The 21,201-nt window shown below is 64.9% G+C and carries 19 protein-coding genes; 13 read left to right on the top strand and 6 right to left on the bottom strand.

Annotated features, from left to right (window positions below):
- Nucleotides 1-4: 4 nt before the first annotated feature.
- Complete coding sequence (locus tag GV368_RS02195) at nt 5-1,663, bottom strand: ArnT family glycosyltransferase (RefSeq protein ID WP_169115126.1); 1,659 nt, start codon at nt 1,661-1,663, stop codon at nt 5-7.
- A gap of 81 nt (nt 1,664-1,744) precedes the next feature.
- Between GV368_RS02195 and GV368_RS02190 the strand changes: the two genes are divergently transcribed.
- Both GV368_RS02190 and GV368_RS02185 read left to right on the top strand, forming a co-directional pair.
- Nucleotides 1,745-2,434 (top strand): response regulator transcription factor, encoded by a 690-nt coding sequence (locus GV368_RS02190; protein WP_169115124.1) that lies wholly within the window; start codon nt 1,745-1,747, stop codon nt 2,432-2,434.
- On the top strand, nt 2,415-3,671 hold the full coding sequence (locus GV368_RS02185; protein WP_169115122.1) for a sensor histidine kinase: 1,257 nt from the start codon (nt 2,415-2,417) through the stop codon (nt 3,669-3,671). Before GV368_RS02190 ends, GV368_RS02185 begins: the two co-directional genes overlap by 20 nt.
- Here the strand turns inward: GV368_RS02185 and ettA are convergent, their stop codons facing one another.
- Entirely contained in the window at nt 3,672-5,339 is a 1,668-nt protein-coding gene (gene ettA / locus GV368_RS02180) for an energy-dependent translational throttle protein EttA (protein ID WP_169115119.1), read from the bottom strand.
- A 22-nt stretch (nt 5,340-5,361) separates the two neighbouring features.
- A complete protein-coding gene (locus GV368_RS02175; protein WP_169115307.1) occupies nt 5,362-8,010 on the bottom strand; it encodes a glycosyltransferase in 2,649 nt (882 codons plus the stop codon).
- 176 nt (nt 8,011-8,186) lie between these two features.
- Here GV368_RS02175 and GV368_RS02170 point away from each other — a divergent pair, with 176 nt between their 5' ends.
- On the top strand, nt 8,187-8,594 hold the full coding sequence (locus tag GV368_RS02170) for a hypothetical protein (protein ID WP_169115117.1): 408 nt from the start codon (nt 8,187-8,189) through the stop codon (nt 8,592-8,594).
- Here GV368_RS02170 and GV368_RS02165 read toward each other — a convergent pair.
- Nucleotides 8,512-10,074 carry a glycoside hydrolase family 17 protein gene (locus GV368_RS02165; protein WP_178086724.1) on the bottom strand — a complete coding sequence of 521 codons (1,563 nt, stop codon included), beginning with the start codon at nt 10,072-10,074 and terminating at the stop codon, nt 8,512-8,514. The two genes, GV368_RS02170 and GV368_RS02165, sit on opposite strands and share 83 nt — an antisense overlap.
- Nucleotides 10,075-10,077: 3 nt before the next feature.
- A complete protein-coding gene (gene gcvH, locus GV368_RS02160) occupies nt 10,078-10,461 on the bottom strand; it encodes a glycine cleavage system protein GcvH (RefSeq protein ID WP_142804664.1) in 384 nt (127 codons plus the stop codon).
- A gap of 165 nt (nt 10,462-10,626) precedes the next feature.
- On the opposite strand from gcvH, the gene GV368_RS02155 reads away from it, so the two are divergent.
- The 10 genes from GV368_RS02155 to radA are packed head-to-tail and all read left to right on the top strand — an operon-like array spanning nt 10,627 to nt 19,106.
- Nucleotides 10,627-11,058, top strand: a complete 432-nt coding sequence (locus GV368_RS02155) for an FKBP-type peptidyl-prolyl cis-trans isomerase (RefSeq protein ID WP_142804665.1) — start codon at nt 10,627-10,629, stop codon at nt 11,056-11,058.
- A gap of 31 nt (nt 11,059-11,089) precedes the next feature.
- A complete protein-coding gene (locus tag GV368_RS02150) occupies nt 11,090-11,929 on the top strand; it encodes a 3',5'-nucleoside bisphosphate phosphatase (protein WP_169115115.1) in 840 nt (279 codons plus the stop codon).
- A 9-nt stretch (nt 11,930-11,938) separates the two neighbouring features.
- Entirely contained in the window at nt 11,939-12,565 is a 627-nt protein-coding gene (locus GV368_RS02145; protein ID WP_169115113.1) for an L-threonylcarbamoyladenylate synthase, read from the top strand.
- The gene (locus tag GV368_RS02140) at nt 12,562-13,221 is read left to right on the top strand and encodes a site-2 protease family protein (protein WP_169115112.1); all 660 of its coding nucleotides are present in this window, start codon (nt 12,562-12,564) and stop codon (nt 13,219-13,221) included. Before GV368_RS02145 ends, GV368_RS02140 begins: the two co-directional genes overlap by 4 nt.
- 38 nt (nt 13,222-13,259) lie before the next feature.
- A complete protein-coding gene (locus tag GV368_RS02135) occupies nt 13,260-14,462 on the top strand; it encodes a tryptophan--tRNA ligase (RefSeq protein ID WP_169115111.1) in 1,203 nt (400 codons plus the stop codon).
- Between the two features lie 2 nt (nt 14,463-14,464).
- The gene (locus GV368_RS02130; RefSeq protein WP_169115110.1) at nt 14,465-15,301 is read left to right on the top strand and encodes a segregation and condensation protein A; all 837 of its coding nucleotides are present in this window, start codon (nt 14,465-14,467) and stop codon (nt 15,299-15,301) included.
- Nucleotides 15,298-15,786: an SMC-Scp complex subunit ScpB gene (scpB, locus tag GV368_RS02125; protein ID WP_206673207.1), complete on the top strand. Its 489-nt coding sequence runs from the start codon at nt 15,298-15,300 to the stop codon at nt 15,784-15,786. Before GV368_RS02130 ends, scpB begins: the two co-directional genes overlap by 4 nt.
- A 57-nt stretch (nt 15,787-15,843) precedes the next feature.
- Complete coding sequence (gene rluB / locus GV368_RS02120; protein WP_206673206.1) at nt 15,844-16,770, top strand: 23S rRNA pseudouridine(2605) synthase RluB; 927 nt, start codon at nt 15,844-15,846, stop codon at nt 16,768-16,770.
- A 6-nt stretch (nt 16,771-16,776) separates the two neighbouring features.
- On the top strand, nt 16,777-17,718 hold the full coding sequence (locus GV368_RS02115; RefSeq protein WP_142804493.1) for a LysR family transcriptional regulator: 942 nt from the start codon (nt 16,777-16,779) through the stop codon (nt 17,716-17,718).
- Nucleotides 17,718-19,106, top strand: coding sequence for a DNA repair protein RadA (gene radA, locus GV368_RS02110; protein WP_169115108.1), 1,389 nt, complete (start codon nt 17,718-17,720; stop codon nt 19,104-19,106). The genes GV368_RS02115 and radA overlap by 1 nt, the downstream gene beginning before the upstream one ends.
- Here the strand turns inward: radA and GV368_RS02105 are convergent.
- On the bottom strand, nt 19,100-21,139 hold the full coding sequence (locus tag GV368_RS02105; RefSeq protein ID WP_169115107.1) for a putative bifunctional diguanylate cyclase/phosphodiesterase: 2,040 nt from the start codon (nt 21,137-21,139) through the stop codon (nt 19,100-19,102). The two genes, radA and GV368_RS02105, sit on opposite strands and share 7 nt — an antisense overlap.
- Between the last annotated feature and the right edge of the window lie 62 nt (nt 21,140-21,201).

Genomic DNA, 21,201 nt, shown 5'->3' with positions numbered 1-21,201 from the left:
AAGTTCATTCCGACGCGTCGTCGGCCTCGTCGTTGGAAGGGTTGGTGGATGCGTCACCGAAAACCGCCATGACGTCGGAGGCGGCGACCACGAGTAGAATCCGGCCGCGGTAGGGTTGCTGAAAAACCGGCGCAGCGAATTCAGAGGGCGGGGTGTTGGCGAAAGTCTCGATGATCAACCCATGAGGATGGTCTTTGGCCCAGGCGTGCAGACTCGACCAGGAAATCTCTTCGATCGGTTGCGTCAGACGACCGTAGAAATGAAATTGGTCGTGGTATTTACCGACGAAACCCACGGGGCGCCCCTCGGCCTGAGCTTGGGCGATGAAGCGGCTCGTAGGGCGTACGTCGTAATAAGGCGCTGCAGCACGACCCAGTCCCAGAGCGAGGATCACGAGCGACAGGACGGTGGTGCCCGCGAGCGACGATACCATCAAAGACAGTATGCGCCCGGGAGCCAGCCAGCCGAAAAAGGCTACGGCGGCGAGCGCAGGAATCGGCCACCAAGCGCTTTCGGCAATGAAAGGGGGAAGATGAGCCGGGGGCCGCAGACGAAGGAAGAGGAGCGCCGTTGCCGCGAGGAACGGCAGAAGCAAGGGGAAATGGTCGAAACGGGTGGCAAGTATCTCCCGCGTCGCGAGAGTGCGCGCGAGCAGGAGCGATACGGCCGGGAAGAGCGGCAGGAGGTAATGGGCTTGTTTGCCGCTGATGGCACAGAAGGCGACGAACGGGACCACTGCCCAAGCCAAGAGAAAGCGCTGCGCCGGGTCGGTTCGCCATTCGAGCCGCGAGAGCGCCCGCCAAGCGCTCGGCCACAGCAGCCAGGGGTAGAGGAGCAGCGGCAAGAGGGGGAAATACCACCACCAGGGGCGCCGGTGGGCAAAGGATTTGACGATGCGCCCGGCGCTCTGCCCCCAGAAGATCATGTGCGCGTACTCGGGGCCGCCGCGGATCGCCGCCGGCACCGCCCAGGCGAGCGCGATCGCCGCGCCCCCCAGGACGGCGAGCGCCAGGCGTCGGTACCAGCGCCCCAAGGGCTGTGCCAGAGGCCGCCACCACGGCCACAGCAGCGCCGCGGGCAGCACGTGCAACAACACCACCGGCCCTTTGGCGAGTACCCCCAAACCGATGCCCGCAGCCACCCACGTCCAGGCTCGACCATGACCCTGTGCTGCGTCCCACAATCCGTTCATTGCCAATAGAACGCAGACCGCGAGCAGCATGTCGAACATCACGGCCGGCGTGTAAGCGGCCCAGAGTCCCGCCCCCAGCAGAATCGTCCCGGCCAAAGGGGCGAGCATCGCTTCTTCCGCCCAGAGCCGCCGAGCGAGCCGTGCCGTGAGCAGCAATCCTGAAAAGGAGATTGCGGCCCCGGCCACGCGCGGCCACCAATCGTTGATCCCGAACAGGGCCCAGCCCAGGTGGAATATCCAGAAAAGCAGCGGCGGCTTGTGATGATAGGGTTCGCCGTTCAAATGCGGGACGAGAAAATCGCCGCGTGCGAACATCTCCCAGGCAACCCCGAGATAGCGCGTCTCGTCGATCGGCAGAAAAGGCAGAGAAACGAGAAACGTCAGGGTGAGTGCCGAGATGCCGACAAGCCAGCAGCCGAGATGGAGCGGCGACGTTTGCAAAGGAAAGGGGCGGCGCAGTAAGGCATCCATGGGAGCGAGATTTTAGTGAACCCTAGGTCAACGCCGCGTGAAATCCTCGAAAATCGGTAATCCCCCCTTTATAATGACGACATGGATGTTCTGCTCATCGAAGACAATCGGGATCTCGCGGGCAACCTCCTCGACCATCTCGAAGCGTGCGGTCATCGGGTCGATTGGGCGAGCGATGGTCTGAGCGGGCTGCATCTGGCCGCGAGCAAGCCCTTCGACGCCATCGTGCTCGACCTCGGCTTGCCCGGCCTCGACGGGATCGAGCTCTGCCGTCGCCTGCGGGAAGAAGGGATCGCCACACCGATCCTCGTGCTCACGGCCAGGGGTGAATTGGACGACAAGCTGCTCGGTCTGGAAGTGGGTGCCGACGACTATCTCGTCAAGCCCCTCTCGCTGCGCGAGCTCGAAGCGAGATTGCGGGCACACACGCGGCGGGCCGCAGGCGGCTTGGAACGACGACGCCTGCAAGTGGGTGACCTGATCCTCGATGAACGAACCCACCAGGTATCGCGACAAGGAAAGAAAATCGTCCTGGCCCCGTTCGATTACCAACTGCTGCGGCTCTTGATGCGCGCTTCGCCCGCCGTCCTGACGCGTGAGCGCCTCGAAGCCGCACTATGGGGAGACGATCCGCCCGACAGCGACGCGCTGAGAACCCACATCCATCGCCTGCGTCAGGCGATCGATCGACCGTTCGATGTTCCTTTGCTGCATACGGTGCCCCACGTGGGTTATCGTCTGGCCGTACCCGATGAAGAAACGCCCGCATAGCCTGCGCGTTCGGCTCATCGCCGCCTTTGCTTGCCTCGGGGTGGTTTTGGGGCCACTCGTCTCCGGCATCATGCTCTGGGTAAGCTACCAGCTGGAAGAGCGAGCGGTGATGGAGGTGGTGCAAGATCGCCTGACTAGCCTCATGGCGGCGCCAGAGAACTTTGCCTTGCGCCCGCATCCACGCCATCCCGAGGTCCTCGTCTTGTACGCTCTCGAGCTCGAAACTTTGCCAGATGCCATTTTTTTCCTGCCCGATGGCGTGCATGAATTCGAACTCGGGCGCAAAGCATGGATCGTGGGGTTTGCCTCCCTCGTGGATGGCCGGCGTTTTGCCGTGCTCCACGACATCTCCAGCATCGAGCAGCGCGAATGGGTGAGCGTATTCATCATGCTCGCCGGCACCGTGCTCGCCGGCTATGCAGCGCTGTGGTTCGGGTTCTACTTCTCCCGCCGTTTGCTCGCACCGCTCAATCGACTCGCCGAGCGTTTGAGCGTGGTACACGATTTTTCCCCCGAAATGCGACTGGCCGACGAGGACATGGACGAAGAGGTATTGGTGCTGGCACGGGCGCTCGAAGACTACCGGCAGCGCATGTTCGAGGCGCTCGTGCGTGAGCGGGATTTTTCGGCCGACGCGAGCCACGAATTGCGCACGCCGCTGACCGTGATCCGCCATGCAGCAGAGCTGCTCGCGTCAGATCCCTCTCTCTCGGAGCGTTCCCGGAGGGCCCTGGCGCGTATCGATCACGCGAGCGTACGGATGGCCGAGACCATCGAGACCCTCCTGCTGCTCGCGCGCGAACCGGAAGCGACGCGGGAGGAATTCGACGTGAGCGAAATCGTTCGCAATTGCCTTGCTCAGATCGAATTCACCCCACGAGACGGAGGCCCTGTCCTGCATTTCAGCGTCGAGGCGAACCCGACGCTGCATGGCTCGCCCCAGGCGCTCGCGGTGATCGTGACCAATCTGGTGCGTAATGCCCTACAGCACGCCCGCTGCCACCGGGTCGAGGTGAGCATCGATGCGCAGGGGGTGAATATCGAAGACGACGGGATCGGCCTTCCTGATCAGGACGTCGTGGCTCGAGCCCAGGCTCGTGGCCGTGGGTTGACGATCGTACGCCGGCTGTGCGAACGGGAGGGGTGGGTCCTGCACTTCGAGCGACCCGCTACGGGAGGCACCCGAGTCCGGGTCGCGTTTCCCCGGCCGGAGGAAGAAGATCCCGGCCGGGAATGATCAGGCGCGCGCGAGCGGCTTGTAACGGACTCGCCGCGGGCGGGCGGCGTCTTCGCCGAGGCGCTTTTTCTTGTCCTCTTCGTATTCGCGGTAGTTGCCCTCGAAGAAGGTCCACTGCGAGTCGCCTTCGGCCGCGAGGATGTGGGTGCAGATGCGGTCGAGGAACCAGCGGTCGTGGCTGATCACCAGCGCACAGCCGGGGAATTCGAGGAGCGCTTCTTCGAGCGCTCGCAGTGTTTCCACGTCGAGGTCGTTGGAGGGTTCGTCGAGCAGCAGCACGTTGCCGCCCTGGATCAGGGTCTTGGCGAGGTGCAGCCGTCCACGCTCACCGCCCGAGAGCTTGCCCACGGGTTTTTGCTGATCCGCCCCCTTGAAGTTGAAGCGGCCGAGGTAGGCCCGGCTGGGCATCTCGAAGGCGCCGACCTTGAGGATGTCGAGCCCACCGGAGACTTCTTCCCACACCGTCTTGTTGGGATCGAGCCCTTCGCGGGATTGATCCACGGCGGCGATCTTCACCGTCGGGCCGATCTCGATCGTGCCGGCATCGGGCTGTTCCTTGCCGAGAATCATGCGGAAAAGGGTAGATTTGCCCGCGCCGTTGGGGCCGATGATGCCGACGATCGCCCCCTTGGGTACGGAGAAGGAGAGGTCGTCGATGAGCAGCCGATCGCCGAAGCCTTTGCTCACGTGGTGGAATTCGATCACCTTGTCGCCGAGCCGCTCACCGGGCGGAATGAAGATCTCTTGGGTCTCGTTGCGGCGCTGGTATTCGATCGAGGCGAGCTCCTCGTAGCGCGCCAGACGCGCCTTGGATTTCGCCTGCCGCCCTTTGGGGTTTTGGCGCACCCATTCGAGCTCTTGCTTCATGGCTTTGAGGCGAGCGGCTTCGGCCTTGGCTTCTTGCTCCAGGCGCTTTTCCTTCTGCTCCAGCCAGGAAGTGTAATTGCCCTTCCAGGGAATGCCCTCGCCGCGGTCGAGTTCCAGAATCCATTCCGCGGCATTGTCGAGGAAGTAACGATCGTGCGTGACGGCCACCACCGTGCCGGGAAAACGCACGAGGTACTGCTCGAGCCACTCGACCGATTCGGCGTCGAGGTGGTTGGTGGGCTCGTCGAGCAGCAGCATGTCGGGCTTGGAGAGCAGGAGCTTGCACAGCGCCACGCGCCGTTTCTCGCCGCCGGAGAGGTTCGCGATCTTGGCGTCCCAGGGGGGCAGGCGCAGCGCGTCGGCGGCGATCTCCATCTGGTTTTCGAGGTCGCTGCCGGCGCTGGCGAGGATGGCCTCGTATTTGGCCTGCTCTTCGGCGAGTTTCTCGAAGTCGGCGTCGGGCTCGGCATAGGCGGCATAGATCTCCTCGAGCTTGCGCCGCGCCTCGATGAGTTCGCCCAGACCCTCTTCGACTTCTTCGCGCACGGTTTTTTCCGGGTCGAGCTGGGGTTCTTGCGGCAGGTAGCCGATGCGAATACCGGGCTGCCATTGCACTTCGCCATCGTACTCTTTGTCGACGCCGGCCATGATGCGCAGCACGGTGGATTTGCCCGCGCCGTTCAGACCCAATAGCCCGATCTTGGCGCCGGGGAAGAAGGAAAGCGAGATGTCCTTGATGATCTGGCGCTTGGGGGGAACGACCTTGTTCACCCGAAGCATGGACATGACATACTGAGCCATGACACTCCTGCGAAATTACGGTTCAATGGGCCATTGTACCCGAAATGCCCACCGGGGTTTCCCCAGTGCTCGGGGCGGACGGTTTCTCGGCCTGTTCTTCCGGTGGGGCATTGTCGGGAAGATAGGCGATGATCTGGCACAGCACCGCGGCCAGATAGGGGATCGCCTGCAGCATGAGGATGGAGACCCAGAGTTTGACCTCCAGATCGAGCAGCCCCCGCTTGGCTATGAGTACCCCTGCACCCAATAGGATCGTTGCGAGCAGCCCGAGTTCCTCACGGATGGGACCGAAGAAGGCAAAGGTTCCCTTGGCGCGCCAGCCTTTGGGGGTGCGCACGAAGGTGCCTTTTTTCTGGAAGAGCCCGGCGAAGACGCCGCGCGCGATGGTGTGCGCCAAGCCGACCGAGAGAATCGATGCGCCGAGGATGTCACTCCAGCGCGTGTGCATGGTGCGCCGGTAGAGGACGGGCCCGAGTGCGGTCTTGAAGGCCATGAAACCGAGCACGGGCATGGCGAGCGAGGCGACCGGCAGGGCGAAGGTTTTGGGGAAGTGGATCATGCCCAGCGTCCAGTAGATGGAGGCGAGCGCGAAGACGAGGTGCAGGGCATCACCGAACCAGGCGAACCAGCCGGTGAGGAAGTGGTAGCGCTGAGCGAAGTTCAGCTTCGAGGGTCGCAGCCCCAGGAGCTTGGGCAAGTGGGCCTTGAGGATCTGCATCGCACCGAACGCCCAGCGGAAGCGCTGCGACTTGATGGCGGCGAAGTCCGAAGGGGTGAGGCCACGGCCGAAGATGTGATCCACGTAGCGGGTTTCGTAGCCGAGCTCGATCAGGCGCAGGCCGAGTTCGGTATCCTCGCAGATGCACCATTCCGACCAGCCGCCGACTTCCTCCAGGGCCCGGCGGCGGATGAGCGTCATCGTACCGTGCTGGATCAGGGCGTTGCGTTCGTTGCGGTGGTGCATGCCGATGCGGAAGAACCCTTCGAACTCCCAGTTGCACATGCGCTGGAAGAAACTGTGTTCGAAGTCGCGATGCGCCTGCGGCGCCTGGACCACCGCCACCTGAGGGCTGTCGAGGAAGTGCGGCACGAGTCGGGCGAGCCAATCGGGTTCGACGACGTAGTCGGCATCGACTACACCGATGATCTCGGCGCGCGGATCCGTCTGCTTTAGGGCGAAATTGAGCGCGCCGGCCTTGAAGCCGGGCCACTTCGGCAGGTGGAAGAAGCGGAAACGCGGCCCGAGCGTGGCGCAGTGCGCCTCCACCGGCTTCCACAGGGCTTCGTCGGTGGTGTTGTTGTCGACGACGATTACCTCGAAGTTGGCATAATCGAGCCGGGCGAGCGAGTCGATGGTGGCGATCACCATCTCGGGCGGCTCGTTGTAGCAGGCGAGGTGAATGGAGACGAAGGGCTGCTGCTCGGGCGGCAGAGGCTCACGTGGGGTGAAGCGCCGTCGCCATTGTCGCTTGAAGAGCACCTCGCCGAATTCGAACCCGTGCGACAGCAGCACGGCGATGGTCATGAGGGTGGCAAAGATGAGAAAGACGAGACCGACGAGATCGCCCCGCGAGAGGTAATAATCCTTGGGCAGATAGACGCCGACCACGAGCACGGCCGCGGAGAGTTGAACCAGCCCCATGAGCCACAGGCGTCCGAGCACGTTCCAGCTACCCAAGGCAAAGGCGATGAGGAACATGGGCACGGCTGCGACCGCCACCGCCAGCCGCGCTTTTTCTTGCCAGCGTACGTCGCTCACGATGAGACCGTCGAGAGAATACTTGAGCTGACGATCGGCGTCGAACATGCCCCAGTAGGAACCCGCCCAGCCCTCCACGGCGACTTTCCAGGGCTGATCGAACGCCTCCATGATGAAGTAATCGAGGAAGGCGGAACGTGGATCGGCGAGGAATCCGCGCACGAAGCGCACGGCGTCTTCGAGGGTGGCGCGGGCGTATTCGTCCCCGCCCATGAGGTTGGGCATCACTTCACCCTTGGTGGGCCAGCCGATCTCGCCAATGACGATGGGCTTCTTGGGAAATCGCTGCCTCAGCTCTTCGTATCGGCTGAAAGCGTATTCGAGCGCCCGTGCAGAGGAGATGCCCTCGTGATAGGGCAACAGGTGCACCATGAGGTAATCGACGTGGTCGACGAGCTCGGGGTTGGCGAGCCAGACGTGCCAAGGTTCGGCGGTGGAGACCGGAGGACGTTGTCCTTTGCGGAACTGGCGGCGGATGTCGGCGCGCACGCGGTCGAGATAGGACGCCATCTCGGCCACCGTCATCTCCTTGCGCAGCAGCGCTTCATTGCCCACCACGATGCGTTCGATGTTCTTGTGTCGCTTCAGGAGCGCCAAGCCTTCGCTAATCTCCCGCTCGGAGAGTTCCTTGTCGGCCGAGACCCACAAACCCATGGTGACGGTAAAGCCTTTTTCTTCGGCCAAGGGATAGATCGAGGGGACATCGGTGACGCCGTAAGTACGGATGCGGCGAGTGTACTTGCTCAGGATGTCGAGGTCTTCGGCGACCTGTTCAGGCGTGGGGTACTTCTTCTCGAAGGGAGACTGGTCACGACGGAAAGGGGTGTAGGCGAAGCCGCCGATCTCGCCCGAGACGCCGGGCATGGCATCGCCCCGCGCCTGCCATTCCCATAGTTTGAAGGTTCCGAACATCACGAGCAGAGTAAGGACGAGGGCGACGAGCGCCCGCCAGAAGAGATGGAGTTTTACGCTCACTGCATCGATCCGTGGTACGGGGGGATAACGGGCGATTTTACGGCTTCCCGTGTGGAATTGGCCGGGGCGATGAGAAAATGTTTGTTTCCTGGTGGATGTAGACGGCGAACCGGATGACGAAGAAGAGTGGATGGCGCACCTTGGTGCGCGGCTGGTTCTTGGGTGCGATCCTGGTGGGGCTCGCCTGCCTATGGGTACGCTTCGGATGGCTGGAGGCGCAACTCGCGCCGGCGGCCTGCGGCGGCAAGTGGGTGCCCGGAGGAGGAGTTGCCTGTGCAGCCAAATTCCTGTTGGTTCAGGCGTTTCTCGAGGAACGCATCGGTTGGGTGGCCGTGTTGTGCGCGGCCCTCTCCCAGCTTCGTGGATCGCGCCGCTGGGCGGTGGCGGCGCTGTGGCTCGGCGTGGCGGCCACGGTGTTCTATGCCGCCACGCCGGGAGTCATTGCGGTGCTATGGGCTTTGCCGCGGCTGTGGTTCTGCGATGCGCCGCGTGGATGGCGCGCGCGAACGTCATCGCCGTGAGTCCCCACAGCAGTGCCTGGCCGTTACCCGGTTCTTCCAGCCAGCGGTAGAGGCCAAAGGCGAAGAGAATCCAGGCCCAGAGCCGCTCTTCGGCGCTCACCTCCCATGCGCGGCGCCAGGCAAAGAGCGCGAGCGGCAGATAGAGCGCAGTGGGAAAGTCGCGGTAGCGGCCGTCGACCACGAGCCAGACGGAGGCCACGGCGGCGCAAAAGAGCAAGAGCCGCAGCGCGAGCGCGACGTACTTGGACGCAGTGGTTTGGGAAGGCAGACGCGGTGTCACGGCAAGCCGGGCGCCGAGGAGGAGCGAGGCGAGTCCGATTGCGCCGAGCACCGCCCATTCCATGGCGTCGCGGTAGGCGAGCAGGGCGTGTTCCCACTGCCACATCGCGATGAGTCCGAGCACGGCGCCAGCGAGCGCATACCACGCGTGCTCGCGTCCGCTCGCGGCTCTTGGCGCGGCCATGAGGAGCAGCAGCGCCGCGCCCATGCCCGCCCAGGCGAGCACCGGCCAGAATGACGCGCGTTCGGCGATCGGCCCCGTAAGGGGGAATTTGGGCGCGAGCGAAGTGTCGAGCATCCCCCAGTGGCCACCGACGGTGCCCTCCAACCAGCGCTTCCAGGGCTGGTCCACCGCTTCGATGAAGTTGTACTGCCAGCCATGACGCTCCGCCAAGGCCAGGAACTCGCGCACGTAGCGCGCCTGGTTCACACGCGAAGGGATCGCTCCTTCGCGCTGGCGTCCGGCACTGGGCCAGCCGGTCTCACCGATCACCACCGGTTTGGTCAGCAAGGTGCGGGCAAGCGTCCTGATGCGTACGAGATGATCGATCGCCGCCTCGATCGGCTGAGGGCGGTCTTCCCAGTAGGGCAGGATGTGGATGGTGGCACGATCGACGTGCGGCTCGAGCGCGCTGCGATGGCGCAGCCAGAATTCCCAGACGTCGGCGTAGGTCACCGGCACGCGGCTGCGCGCGCGGGCTTCTTCCAGCCAGCGGCCCATCGCCTCCGGGCTTTGCTCGCGGCGCAGCAGCACTTCGTTGCCGACGATGAGCATCGTCACGACGTCGGCGTTGGCATTGGCCACCTCCAGTGCGCGCTCGAGCTCATGGCGGTTCTTGTCGTCGTCGCGCCCGATCCATGCCCCCAAGAGCACGGTGAGCCCGAGTTCGCGTGCCACTTCGGGGACCCGATCCAGCCCTTGGTCGACCGAGTAGGTGCGCACGCAGCGGGTGACGGCGGCGAGCGAGCGCAGATCGGTGGCGATTTCTTCGCGAGTGAGTTTCAGGTCTTTCTTGAACGGGGTGTAGCCGTCGCGATAGTAGGGAGCGTAAGAGACGCACTGCATGCGCGGGTCGGCGAGCGGCGAGGAGGGCAGATCGATGGGACGACTCTCGTGCCAGTACCACCCCAGGAGGGCGGCGAGCACGAGCGCCGTGAGAGCGAAATACCGCCGTAAAGGCGCCTGCGCGGCAGAGAGCATGGTTCAGACCGAGAGGAGTGCATCATAGGCGCGCGCCGTGAGCAGCTCGGGAAGAGGCGCGTCTTCGTCGGGCAGCAATTGCAGGAGCCAGACCTCGTAGGGCGCTTCGTTGAGTCGCTCGGGTCGTTCGCGGGGCTCTTCGTTTACCGCGACCACGGTGGCGGGGAAAGGGCAGAGAATCTCGGAAGCGACCTTGACCGATTCGACGACGGCGAGCACGTCTCCGGCTTCGAGATGCTGGCCAGGCTCGGGCAATTGCACATAGACGATGTCGCCGAGCTCACGCTGGGCATGATCGGTGATGCCTAGAGTGTAAATTCCATCGTCTTCGCGGCGCAACCACTGGTGGCTGGGAAGGTACAGACGGTCGTCGGGAGAGGGATTCATCACGGGCTCCGGGGCAAGCTGCAGGGGCGCCAAATTAGCATCAAGTGCCCAAAGGGGCAAGGAATTTTTCCGCAAACGTCTAGCCAAAGCAAGAGAAAGCAGGTAAGGTCTTGGATACGTCGGTCGATACCGGCGTGCTCTACACGACAGCGGAAAGGAAAGATCATGAATCAAGCAGCAAAAGCGGGCGATACCGTCCAGGTCCATTACACCGGCAAGTTCGACGACGGCTCGGTGTTCGATAGCTCGGCCGGGCGCGACCCGCTCGAATTCACCGTCGGCTCCGGTCAGGTGATTCCCGGTTTCGAACAAGCCGTGGAGGGCATGGCCGTGGGGCAGACGAAAACCGTCACCATCCCGGCGGCCGAGGCCTACGGCGATCGCGTGGCCGAGGCGGTGTTGCAGGTGCCGCGCGAGCAGCTGCCGCCGGATCTCGAGCCGGAAGTGGGACAGCAGCTGGTGATGCAATCGCGTGACGGTCGGCAGATCCCCATCGTCGTCGTCGAAGTGACCGAAGATTCGATCACCATCGACGCGAACCACCCGCTCGCCGGGCGCGACCTCACATTCGAGATCGAGCTCGTCGCCGTTCAGTAAGCGGCTTTACGGCGGGCGAAGGGTGGATGCGATGAAAGTGGATCTCCATTGCCATTCGCTCGTCTCGGACGGGGTGCTCACCCCGGCCGAGGTGGTTCGTCGCGCCGCTGCGAACGGCGTGGCGTTGCTCGCACTCACCGACCACGACGAGACCGCCGGCTGCGCCTCGGCTGAGGCAGAGGCGCGCCTGTGGAGCATCTCTTTCGTGCCGGGGGTGGAGATCTCGGTGTCGTTCGCCGACGAGACGATCCACGTGCTCGGCCTGGGCATCGATCCCGACGATCCTGCCCTCAGTGAAGGCTTGCAGCGGGTGCGATCGGGGCGCGACGCGCGGGCGAAGCGCATCGCCGAGGAGCTCGAGCGCCATGGCATCCATGGTGCATGGGAAGGCGCCCTTCGCTTCGCCAAGAATCCGGCCTTGGTGAGCCGCGCGCATTTCGCCCGCTATATCGTCTCCCTCGGTCTGATGCGCTCTGTCTCGGAAGTTTTTGAGTACTACCTCGCCAAGGGCAAGCCCGGCTACGTCCAACACGAGTGGGCCGTGCTCGAAGAGGCGCTCGCCTGGATCCACAGGGCGGGCGGGGTGGCGGTGCTGGCCCATCCGGCGCGCTACCGCCTCTCGACCTCGCAGTTCGCAGAGCTGCTACGGCGCTTCGATGAAGCAGGGGGCACGGCCATCGAGGTGAGTTCCGGTTCCCACGGCCCCGACGACATGCGCCGCTGGGCGCACGTGGCGCGCCAATGGGGCTTTGCCGCCTCGCTGGGGTCCGATTTTCATTCTCCAGGAGAATCGCCCGTCGAACTGGGCGCGGCGCCTCCCTTGCCGCCCGACCTCACGCCGGTGTGGCAGCTGCTCGAATGCGCGCTATAATGTTTGATTATGGCGCAAATTCTCTCCATTCATCCCGTCGATCCTCAACGCCGACTCGTCGACCTCGTCGCGCGTCAATTGCGGCAAGGCGCGGTCGTGGCCATGCCCACCGACTCGAGCTATGCCCTCACCTGTCATCTGGGGGACGTCGAGGCGATCCGGCGCATCCGCCGTATTCGCGACATGGACGAGTCGCAGCCGTTTACCTTGCTGTGCCGCGACCTCTCCGAGCTGGGCAACTATGCCCGGGTGGATAACCGCGTCTTTCGCCTGCTGAAGGCCAACACCCCTGGTCCCTACGTCTTCATTCTCGAGGGAACGCACGATCTTCCCCGGCGCATCCTGCACCCCAAACGGCGTACGATCGGCTTGCGTGTGCCGCAGCACCGCGTGGTACAGGCGATCCTCGAGGCGCTGGGCGAGCCGCTCTTGAGCACCAGTCTGATCCTGCCCGGTGAGGAAGAGCCTTTGCCCGATGCCGAGGCGGTGGCCGAGCGCATCGGCAAGCTGGTCGACGTGATCGTCGACTCCGGGGAAACCTGCCGCGAGCTCACCACCGTGGTCGATCTCACGGGCGAAGCGCCGCGCATCGTGCGCCTCGGGGCGGGCGATCCCACCCCATTTATCGTCGAATGAACGCCTTTCTCGCCGATCTCACGCTCTGGGCGCTGCCGGTGCTGCTGGCGATCACCTTGCACGAGGCGGCGCATGGATACGTCGCCCGGGCTTTCGGCGATCCCACCGCCGAGCGTGCCGGGCGCATCTCGCTCAATCCACTGCGTCACGTCGACCCGGTGGGCACCCTCCTCGTGCCGCTGGGCATTCTCCTGTTGTCACTGCTCACCGGCGCCGGAGCGCTGCTCTTCGGTTGGGCGAAACCGGTGCCGGTCGACCCTTCGCGCTTGCGTCATCCCAAGCGCGACATGTTCTGGGTGGCGGGCGCAGGGCCCGGCATCAATTTGGCGATGGCCCTCGGATGGGCCTTGCTCTTCAAGCTCTCGCTCACTTTTCTACCTCCCTTCTGGGCAGTGCCCCTCGCGCGCATGGCCGATGCCGGCATCTCGATCAACGTCGCCCTCATGGTATTGAACCTCCTGCCGCTGCCGCCGCTCGACGGCGGTCGCATGCTCGTGAGCGTATTGCCGCCGCGTCCGGCCTGGGCCTTGTCGCGGCTGGAGCCGTACGGCATCGCGATCCTGCTGGTGGCCATGATCAGCGGGGTGGGCTCCTCCATCCTGTGGCCGATGTTCGTCGCGGTACGCAGCACAATTCTCGCGACGATCGGCTTTTAGCACCTTCGAATCCTACGAACCGTAAAGGCGAAAAAACCATGTATGCTGAAAGGGTCCTTTCGGGAATGCGTCCCACTGGGCGCCTCCATCTGGGGCATTATCACGGCGTGCTGAAAAATTGGGCCCGCCTGCAGTATGAATATCCTTGCCTTTTCTTCGTGGCCGACTGGCATGCGCTCACCACGACCTACGACCAGCCCGACGTGATCTCGCAGGCCACCTGGGAGATGCTCATCGACTGGCTGGCAGCGGGCATCGACCCGAACCAGGCCACGCTCTTCATCCAGTCCCGGGTGCTCGAGCATGCCGAGCTGCATCTGCTGCTTTCCATGATCACGCCGCTCGGCTGGCTCGAGCGGGTACCGACCTACAAGGATCAGCTCGAAAAGCTCTCGCACAAGGATCTCACCACCTATGGATTCCTCGGCTATCCCTTGCTGCAGGCGGCCGACATCCTCATCTATCGCGCCAATCTCGTGCCGGTGGGCGAGGACCAGATCCCGCACGTGGAATTCACGCGCGAAGTGGCACGCCGCTTCAACCATTTCTACGGTCGTGAGCCCAATTTCGAGGAAAACGCCAAAGAGGCGGTGAAGAAACTCGGCAGCAAGCGCGCCCGGCTCTACCTCGAGTTGCGTACCCGTTTCCAGCAGGAGGGCGACACCGAGGCGCTCGCACAGGCCCGCGCCCTCCTCGAGGAAGCGCAGAGTTTGTCCCTGGGCGACCGTGAGCGGCTCTATGGTTATCTCGAGGGCTATAGCAAGCACATCCTGGTGGAACCCCAAGTGCTGCTCACCGAGGCATCCCGCATGCCCGGCCTCGACGGGCAGAAGATGTCGAAGAGCTATGGCAATACGATCTATCTGCGTGAAGACCCCGAATCGATCACGCGCAAGGTGCGTACCATGCAGACCGATCCGGCGCGGGTGCGCCGCACCGATCCCGGCGATCCGGCACGCTGCCCGGTATGGCAGTTCCACAAAATCTACACCGATGCCGAGGTGCACCAGTGGGTGCAGGAAGGCTGCCGCAGCGCCAAGATCGGCTGTCTGGAATGCAAGCAGCCCGTGCTCGAGGCCATCCTCGCAGAACAGGCGGAGATGCGCGAGCGGGCGCAGCCCTATGTAGAGAACCCTGGTCTCGTGCGCAACGTCGTCGCCGACGGCTGCGAGCAGGCGCGCAAGCTCGCCCAGGCGACCCTGCGCGACGTGCGCGAAGCGATGGGGTTGGATTACACGTGAGCATGGATGAAATTCTGGCCACCGAGGCGCCGATCGCGCGCGTCTACGGCGAGCCGCTCACCGCCGTGCCGGAAGATCTCTTCATTCCGCCGGAGGCGCTGCGTGTCTTTCTCGAAACCTTCGAGGGGCCGTTCGACCTCTTGTGGTATCTCATCCAGAAGAACCGGCTCGACGTGCGCGACATCCCGGTGGCGCGGCTCACCGAGCAGTATCTCGCCTACGTGGAGGCGATGCGCCGCTTCGACCTCGATCTGGCGGCCGACTACCTCTTGATGGCGGCTACGCTCCTCGAGATCAAATCGCGCTCGCTGCTGCCGCGAGCCCCTTCGGTGCTCCAGGAAGACGAGGGCGGCGATCCCCGGGCCGAGCTCATGCGCCGCCTGCTCGAATACGAACGCATCAAACGCGCGGCGCGCCTCTTGGGCGAGCATCCGCGGGCGGGACGCGATTTTCTCTGGGCCGGGCCGATCGAGTGGGGGCATACGCCGCAGCGGCCGCAGCCGGAGGCGAGCCTGGATCGACTCCTCGACGCCTGGACGGGAATCCTGCAGCGCCTGCGGCTCGAGCGCCGGCACGAAGTCGCCGCCGAGGCCATTTCGGTGCGCGAGGCCATGAGCCGCGTGCTGCGCCGGCTGCATCATGCCGCGGGAGCGCTCGCGTTCTCCACGCTGATCGAACCGGAGCAGGGGAGGCTGGGCGTGGCCGTCACCTTCGTGGCCGTGCTCGAGCTGTGCAAGGAAAGGGCCTTGCACCTGGAACAGCGCGAGCCCTTCGCGCCTCTTTGGGTGCGCTCGGCCGAAGCGGCACCGGAAACCGAACCCCTGGCGCTCGAACCATGACGACGGGCCCCTTTTCGACCAAGCGCATCGTCGAGGCGGCGCTGCTCGCGGCCGACGAGCCGCTGACGCTGGACGTCCTGCGCCGGCTCTTCGAACCCGATCCGGGAGCGGACATCCTCGCTTCGGTGCTCGCCGACTTGCAGCAGGAGTGGAGCGGCAAAGCGGTGGAGCTGGTCTGCACGGCGAGCGGCTGGCGTTTTCGTACGCGCTCCGAAATCCAGCCCTGGCTCGACCGGCTAAGGGCTCAGCGCGCGCCCACCTACAGCCGGGCGGTGTGGGAGACCTTGGCCGTGATCGCCTACCGCCAGCCGGTCACGCGCGGCGACATCGAGGCGATCCGCGGCGTGACGGTGTCGACGCAGGTGCTGCGCACGCTGGAGGGACGAGGCTGGATCGAAGTCGTGGGGCATCGCGACGGCCCAGGGCGGCCGGCGCTCTATGCCACCACGCAGCGCTTCCTCGACGATCTGGGTTTGCGCCACTGACGGAACTGCCCCCGCTCGCCGAGCTCGAAGCGATGCTCGAACCCCTGCAGGGAGTGCATGACAAGGATGAAGATGAAGACCAAGGAAGTTGAAACGCCTCGCGCTGCGCCGCGGCGCACCCGTGCGCACAAGGACGCTCCGGCGCCGGCCGCCTCGACCGAGGCACCGCGCGAACGGGTGCAGAAGGTACTCGCGCGCATGGGACTCGCCTCGCGCCGCACGATCGAGGAGTGGATCGTGCAGGGGCGGGTGGCGATCAACGATCGACCGGCGCGATTGGGCGATCGGGTAGGGCCGGGCGACCGGATCAAGGTCGATGGCAAGCTCCTCGCCTGGCGGCCGGGGCGCGAAATCCCGCGCGTGCTGCTTTATCACAAACCCGAAGGGGAGATCGTCTCGCGCGAAGATCCGGAGGGGCGCCCCTCCGTGTTCGATCGCTTGCCGGCGCTGCGCAAGGGGCGCTGGATCGCGGTGGGGCGGCTCGACTTCAACACCTCGGGCCTGCTCATCTTCACCGACGACGGTGAGCTCGCCAACCGCCTGATGCATCCGCGCTACGAGCTGGAGCGGGAGTACGCCGTGCGCATCATCGGCGAGCTCACGCCGCAGCAGATCGAGGAGCTCACCGGCGGCATCACCCTGGAAGACGGCCCGGCGCGTTTCGAATCCCTCGTCGATGCGGGCGGCGAGGGGACCAACCATTGGTACCACGTCATCATCAAGGAGGGGCGCAACCGCGAAGTGCGGCGCATGTTCGAGGCGCTGGGCTTTACGGTGAGCCGTCTCATTCGCGTGCGCTATGGTCCCGTGGCGCTGCCGCCGCGGCTCAAGCGCGGCATGTGGATGGAACTGCCGCCGGAGTCGGTGGTGCAGACCTTCGGGCTGACCCCCTCCGAGACGAAGCGAACGAACCCCCGTGCAGGAAAGATCCCACGTCCGCGCACTACACCGCGCCCCTCCACTACTCATCGTTCGAAGAGGTGACCATCGATGGCTGATCGTCGACTACAGGTCTTTTATACCGTCGTCAAGGCGGGATCCTTCACCAAGGCGGCGGAGCGGCTCTTCATGACGCAACCCGCCGTCACGTTCCAGATCAAGCAGCTGGAGGAGCATTTCAACACGCGGCTGCTCGAGCGTGGCCACGGCAAGCTGAAGCTCACTCCAGCCGGCGAGATCGTTTTCGCCTATGCTGAAAAGATGCTCTCGCTCGACGAGGAACTCGAGACGCGCGTGGCCGAACTCACGAGCGAGCTCTCGGGGCTACTCTGCGTCGGCGCGTCGACCACGCTGGCGACCTGGTGGATGCCGCGCGTGATCGAGGAGTTCAAGCGAGCCCACCCGCGCGTGATTCCGCGGCTGGTGGTAGGCACTTCGCAGCTCACGCAGCAACGGGTGCTCGAACGCGACCTCGATCTGGGATTCATCGAGATCGCCACCAAGGAACCCGGTTTGGAGCAGGAGGAAATCGGCCGGGACGAACTATGGGCGATCTTCGCTCCGAACCATCCTCTGGCCAAGGGAAAAGGCAAGCCCGTACGCGCCGAGCAGCTCGCGAAGCATCCGTTCATCCAGCGCGACCCGGGCAACGGCATTCGCGAGATCGCCGAGGCGTTTTTCGCAGCATCGGGGATCTCGCCCGAATCGTTGGAAATCGCCGCCGAGATCGGAACGCTGCAAGGGGTGAAACATCTCGCCGCTGCCGGCATCGGCGTGGCCATCGCTTCCCGCGCGGCCTTGCTCGAAGAGCTGCGTACGGGGCAATTGGCCGCCGCACCGCTCGATCCGCCGCAATATACGCCCTTCGAACTGATCCTGCCCAAGGATCGTTTTCGCTCGCGACTCATCATGACCTTCGCCGATTTCGCCCGGGAGCGTATCCAGACCATGGAACGGCAGCTGCCCTCGGCCGAATTCTTCTTCGGACGCTGATGGCCAAGGCACGCACCGTCTTCGTCTGCCGCGAGTGCGGCGCGCGTTTTCCCCGCTGGCAGGGGCAGTGCAGTCAATGTCAGGCGTGGAACACGCTGGAGGAAACGCGCGAGACGAACGACTCAGGGCCGACCCTGCATCGGGCCATCCAACGCCCAGCGGCGCTCGCGGCCGACGCGGGCTCGGGCTTGGTCACGCTCGATCGCATCGAGCGCCGCCCCCTCCAGCGCCAAGCCACGGGCATCGGCGAACTCGATCGGGTGCTCGGCGGCGGCATCGTGCCCGGGGCGGTGGTCCTGCTGGGAGGCGACCCCGGTATCGGCAAGTCCACCTTGCTGCTGCAGGCGCTCGCCCGTCTGGAAGCTGCCGGCGCCGGCCCCGTGCTCTATGTCACGGGAGAAGAATCAGCCGAGCAGGTGGCGTTGCGGGCCGAGCGCCTGGGGCTGGCGGGCTTGCCGCTGCCGCTGCTGCCCGAGATCCAGCTCGAACGGGTGCTCGCCGCGGCGCAGGTGCTCGCGCCGCGCGTGATGGTGATCGACTCCATCCAGACGATGTACACCGAAGCGCTCACCTCCGCGCCCGGGTCGGTGGCGCAGGTGCGCGAGTGCGCCGCACAGCTCACTCGCCACGCCAAGGGAAGCGGCACGGCGGTGCTGCTCGTGGGGCACGTCACCAAGGAAGGGAGCCTGGCTGGGCCGCGCGTGCTCGAGCACATCGTCGACACCGTGCTTTATTTCGAAGGGGACGCGCATTCGAGCTTTCGCCTGGTGCGCGCGGTGAAGAACCGCTTCGGCGCAGCGAACGAACTGGGTGTGTTCGCCATGACCGACCGGGGGCTCAAGGCGGTGAGCAATCCCTCGGCGATCTTTCTCTCGGAACACCGGGCGGACGTGCCCGGCAGCGCCATCCTCGTCACGCTCGAAGGTACGAGACCGCTGCTCGTGGAGATTCAAGCACTCGTCGACGGTTCGGCGAGCCCCACGCCGCGGCGCCTGACGGTGGGGCTGGAGCCCAACCGTCTGGCGATGCTGCTCGCCGTGCTGCACCGCCATGCCGGCGTGTCGTGTTTCGACCAGGACGTGTTCGTCAATGCCGTGGGCGGAGTGCGCATCACCGAACCGGCTTCCGACTTGGCGATGGCGCTCGCCATCGTCTCCTCGCTCAGGAACCGGGCCCTGCCGCTGCGTCTGGCGGTTTTCGGCGAAGTGGGGCTCGCTGGCGAAATCCGGCCGGCGCCGCGCGGGCAGGAGCGCTTGCGCGAGGCCGCGAAGCTCGGCTTTACCCAGGCGATCGTGCCGCGCGCCAACGTCCCCAAGCAGCCCATCCCGGGGCTGGAGGTGATTGGGGTCGATCGCATCGAGGCAGCGCTTGCGCAGCTGCGTCATTGAGTGCGCTGCCGCTCTTTGCGTAGTTCCCCGATCAGATCGGCGGGTGGCATGGGTTTGCCCACGTGCCAGCCCTGGATTTCGTCTACTCCGAGCGCGTGCAGGTAATCGGCCTGGCGGGCCGTCTCCACGCCTTCGGCGATCACGCGCTTGTCCAAAGCGTCGGCCATGGTGACGACGCCGCGCACGATGGCGCGATCGACCGGGGTCTCCACCAGGCGATGGACGAAGGACATGTCGAGTTTGATCGCGTCGAAGGGGAATTGCAGCATGTATTCGAGCGAGGCATAGCCCACGCCGAAGTCGTCGAGCGCGACGGGGCAGCCGAGCGAGCGGATGGCGGCGATCATGGTGCTGGCGCGCTCGGGATCGCGGATGGCGAGCGACTCGGTGATCTCGAATTCCAGCAGAGCCGACGGCAGGCGATGACGGCGCAAGCACTCGGCGATGTGATCGACCAGTCCATCGTCGGGAATCTGGCGCGGCGAGAGGTTGATCGCCACCCGCAACGGCAGACCGGCGTCGCTCCAGGCAGCGAGTTGGGCGCAGACGGTGTCGATCACCCAACGCCCGGCTTCGACGATGAGCCCCGTCTCCTCGAGCAGGGGAATGAACTGGATCGGCGGCAGTACGCCGCGCTCCGGATGGCGCCAACGCAGCAGGGCTTCCGCTCCGACGAGTCGCTGCGTTTCCAGTGCACGCTGCGGCTGATAGAGGACGAAGAATTCCTGGCGTGCGATCGCCTGGTGCAGATCGGATTCGAGCTGCAGGAGCGGGGTTTCGCCGGATTCCGCGTCGCTCGTGAGGAAGTAACGCCGTCCGCGCTCCTTGGCTTGGTGTTGCTGGTGACGGGCGAGCCGCAGCAGGGCTTCGACGTCGGTGCCGGCAGCCGGAATCCAGGCGCCTCCCAGGGTGACACGGGGATGGAGCTCCTGTCGTTCCCCACCTGTCGTGAGTACGCCGACCGGATTGTGCAAGGTGGCAAGCAGCTCTTCGATCGGCTCTGCTTCACGGCTCTCCGAACCGAGGCTCACGAGGGCGACGAATTCGTCGCTGCCGAAACGGCTCGCCACCCCGCCATGACGTGCTGCCCATTGGGCGAGACGCTGCGCCAGAGTGCGTAGGAGTTCGTCTCCTGCCCGGTCACCGAAGGCATCGTTGATGTTCGCGAGCCCCGCGACGTCGAGGCACAGGAGAAGCTGGGGCCTTTCGGGGGTGGCCTGACGGATCATGTCCCGCGCCGCGCGCAGAAAATGCGCTCGGTTGGGAATGCCGGTGAGCTCGTCATACTGCGTCAGACGCTCGAGCGTGGCCTCGAAGCGGCGTGCGAGAGTGACGTCGACCAGCACGCCGAGGATGAGGGAAGCCTCTTCTTCACAGGGTTCGGCAACCAGCCGCACGAACCGGGGAGGTTCTTCCTCGAGGCGAAATTCCACCTCTGCCTGCCGGCCGAGGAGGCGCAGGTGCTCGAGCGTCGTTTCCACGCGTAAACGGTCTTCGTCGTGGACCCGTGCAAGCAATGCCGCACGGTTGGGCGGAGGCTCGCCACGCCACCACTGATGGGCTTCGTCGGGCCAATGGAAGCGGTCTTCGTCGGGCCGCCAGCCCCAGCCGAGGATGCCGGCGATGCGCGAAGCCGTGGTACATAGTTGCTGAAGACCGTGGAAATGGCGCTGCAGCAGGCGTTCGGCGTGCAGGCGTTGGAGGCGATGACGCAACAAGGCCGGATGCAGAGGGGTGAGCGCAACCTCGCTCGCACCCGCCTCCAGGGCGCGGAGGGCGTCTTCTTCCGCATGCGTCATCACGAAGAATTCGACCTCGTGGCGGCGGCGCTGCCGTAGCTCCCGCAAAAGAGAGGGGAGTCCCTCGCCGTCTTCGAGCACGACGAGGTCGGGATGGCGACGCTCGAAGAGGGCGATGGCTCCTTCGGGGGTGTCCGCTACCAGAGCTTCGTAGCCCAGGGATTCGAGCACGGCGAGCAACGTGGCCCGTTCGGTCGGTGAAGGGCACAGGACGAGGGCGAGCGATTCGGTCATAGGGCAGCACACGGGGAATTTTGAGGCATTATAGGACCCTTGCCGTGGCTTGGCTGCCAGGG

The organism is Tepidiphilus baoligensis (assembly GCF_012911495.1).
Taxonomy (GTDB): Bacteria; Pseudomonadota; Gammaproteobacteria; order Burkholderiales; family Rhodocyclaceae; genus Tepidiphilus; species Tepidiphilus olei.
Note: the sequence above shows the minus strand (reverse complement) of the source record. Positions and strands in the feature narration are given on the sequence as shown.

Excerpts from the sequence above, each read along its gene's own strand:
- GV368_RS02195 (WP_169115126.1), bottom strand. The coding sequence starts at position 1,663 with ATGGATGCCTTACTGCGCCGCCCCTTTCCTTTGCAAACGTCGCCGCTC.
- GV368_RS02190 (WP_169115124.1), top strand. The coding sequence starts at position 1,745 with ATGGATGTTCTGCTCATCGAAGACAATCGGGATCTCGCGGGCAACCTC.
- GV368_RS02185 (WP_169115122.1), top strand. The coding sequence starts at position 2,415 with ATGAAGAAACGCCCGCATAGCCTGCGCGTTCGGCTCATCGCCGCCTTT.
- ettA (WP_169115119.1), bottom strand. The coding sequence starts at position 5,339 with ATGGCTCAGTATGTCATGTCCATGCTTCGGGTGAACAAGGTCGTTCCC.
- GV368_RS02175 (WP_169115307.1), bottom strand. The coding sequence starts at position 8,010 with ATGTTCGGAACCTTCAAACTATGGGAATGGCAGGCGCGGGGCGATGCC.
- GV368_RS02170 (WP_169115117.1), top strand. The coding sequence starts at position 8,187 with ATGACGAAGAAGAGTGGATGGCGCACCTTGGTGCGCGGCTGGTTCTTG.
- GV368_RS02165 (WP_178086724.1), bottom strand. The coding sequence starts at position 10,074 with ATGCTCTCTGCCGCGCAGGCGCCTTTACGGCGGTATTTCGCTCTCACG.
- gcvH (WP_142804664.1), bottom strand. The coding sequence starts at position 10,461 with ATGAATCCCTCTCCCGACGACCGTCTGTACCTTCCCAGCCACCAGTGG.
- GV368_RS02155 (WP_142804665.1), top strand. The coding sequence starts at position 10,627 with ATGAATCAAGCAGCAAAAGCGGGCGATACCGTCCAGGTCCATTACACC.
- GV368_RS02150 (WP_169115115.1), top strand. The coding sequence starts at position 11,090 with ATGAAAGTGGATCTCCATTGCCATTCGCTCGTCTCGGACGGGGTGCTC.
- GV368_RS02145 (WP_169115113.1), top strand. The coding sequence starts at position 11,939 with ATGGCGCAAATTCTCTCCATTCATCCCGTCGATCCTCAACGCCGACTC.
- GV368_RS02140 (WP_169115112.1), top strand. The coding sequence starts at position 12,562 with ATGAACGCCTTTCTCGCCGATCTCACGCTCTGGGCGCTGCCGGTGCTG.
- GV368_RS02135 (WP_169115111.1), top strand. The coding sequence starts at position 13,260 with ATGTATGCTGAAAGGGTCCTTTCGGGAATGCGTCCCACTGGGCGCCTC.
- GV368_RS02130 (WP_169115110.1), top strand. The coding sequence starts at position 14,465 with ATGGATGAAATTCTGGCCACCGAGGCGCCGATCGCGCGCGTCTACGGC.
- scpB (WP_206673207.1), top strand. The coding sequence starts at position 15,298 with ATGACGACGGGCCCCTTTTCGACCAAGCGCATCGTCGAGGCGGCGCTG.
- rluB (WP_206673206.1), top strand. The coding sequence starts at position 15,844 with ATGACAAGGATGAAGATGAAGACCAAGGAAGTTGAAACGCCTCGCGCT.
- GV368_RS02115 (WP_142804493.1), top strand. The coding sequence starts at position 16,777 with ATGGCTGATCGTCGACTACAGGTCTTTTATACCGTCGTCAAGGCGGGA.
- radA (WP_169115108.1), top strand. The coding sequence starts at position 17,718 with ATGGCCAAGGCACGCACCGTCTTCGTCTGCCGCGAGTGCGGCGCGCGT.
- GV368_RS02105 (WP_169115107.1), bottom strand. The coding sequence starts at position 21,139 with ATGACCGAATCGCTCGCCCTCGTCCTGTGCCCTTCACCGACCGAACGG.